Source organism: Nocardia heshunensis, assembly GCF_054782115.1.
The window spans coordinates 1-1,558 of sequence record NZ_BAAGTC010000018.1; the positions used below are offsets into that span (position 1 = coordinate 1).

General features: G+C 43.0%; 2 protein-coding genes. Both read right to left on the bottom strand.

What is annotated here, in order from left to right:
• Positions 1-446: 446 nt before the first annotated feature.
• Complete coding sequence (locus ACYVN4_RS36155) at positions 447-905, bottom strand: hypothetical protein (RefSeq protein ID WP_125686011.1); 459 nt, start codon at positions 903-905, stop codon at positions 447-449.
• A 260-nt stretch (positions 906-1,165) separates the two neighbouring features.
• The coding region (locus ACYVN4_RS36160) for a hypothetical protein (RefSeq protein WP_125686015.1) at positions 1,166-1,558 on the bottom strand (393 nt) is incomplete at its 5' end.

The following is a 1,558-nucleotide window of genomic DNA, read 5'->3' on the forward strand; positions in this document are numbered from 1 at the left end:
TCATGATTTTTCCTCCTACATAAAATAAGAATTTCTGCTAATTATTCTGTCTCCGTAATCATTCTCAGGTAACCGGTCAGTACTACTAGTCCATTCTTCGTGAACTTCATCGAAAGAACCTGATCATTTTTCCGTGTAAATTGCTTGGCCGCTGTCACTGTGTAAGTGCCATCGTGGTTGTCCGCGATGCCTAGCGTGCTCTCAATCACTTTAGGTTCAGTTAGTGCTACTTGCTCGTACTGCATTACTGCACCTCCTTAAACATCCTCGTTCGTAGGTCGTCGTAAGAGCATGCAACTTCTAAAACTCTGCCACTATACTCAATCCACACCGTGCCAAATCGATTTTCTTTAATACAATCAACACGGCTAAATTGAATCAATGCTTTACCATTTTCAGGTAATGGAACTTCAATCCATCGCTGACTCATTTCTAATTCATACAAATTACCGCACCTCCCGCTTACCCAACTCAGCAATTTTTGCGTAGGTGTCGCCGTTGGGCTGTGTCTTAATATAAGCAACCAAACTATCGAACTCTGTATCAGTAAAAATATTTTCAGGTTCTGACAAGTCTTCAAGAGCGACTGTGTCAAAAATCCAAAACTCACCGTGATCTCCCTTCCACCAAACTGATAATTTAAGATCCCCGTTTTCATCTTCAAAATTTCCGATCACCACATTCCACCGCTTTTCGCGTTCTGCAAGTGGTGTCCAAGCAAACTCTTGCGCTACACTGACTACTCGCTTTGGCAAATCAATGGCATGGTATGTTCCGGCCCGATTGAGACTAACTCTTGCTGAACCCGGTAAAGTGCCACTCTCAAATACCAAATCATTAGTGCTTGTAGTCCAACCGCTATAGCCCATTTCTTCCACTCGTTTCTTAAACTCACTAGTTTTCATGTTCTCCTCCTAAAAGTCAGTTGACTTAAAATTATTCGTGATTAAGAGCTCCGCACTCATTAACGAGTCGGCACTATCGTGACATTGGTCGAACAAGTCTTCTAAGTTGTTAGCTTTACCGACCACCTTGTTTTCTTTCACATCGATTAACAAATATCCGGTTCCGTTGGTTATGACCCAAAAGACATTCCCATCCGTGTCAAACACTTGCCCGCACTTGTAAGCAGTCACTTTCCGTGAAGCACTTTCGTCTCTAACTTTCATAGTTCATCCTCCATTGTCTTTACCCATAGCACATCACGCTGCATTTTCCGGCTAATTTTCTTAGCCGACCATCCATCACTAGAATATTGTTTCAGTTCCGCTCGATCAGCTGCTGTCATCGTCCACTCCACTTCGTCCATGACGCGCATTGTGACCCATGCCCGACTGCGCTTCATCTTGTGGGCAATCGTTGATAAAAAGAATCCCCGATCCATTAGTGATTTCAAGTACTGCTTATCCCAAGTACTTGTGTATACTCTTGACTCACTGAATCGACCCGCTAATGTCTGTATCTCCACTAACTCTTGTTCGGGCCAGTCATCTGGTCGATAACCATATTGTTTTTCGATAGCTGTCAATTTTTCGTGTAATGGTTTGTTCAACGACAT

Coding starts and splice junctions, on each gene's coding strand:
- ACYVN4_RS36155 (WP_125686011.1), bottom strand. CDS start 905: ATGAAAACTAGTGAGTTTAAGAAACGAGTGGAAGAAATGGGCTATAGC.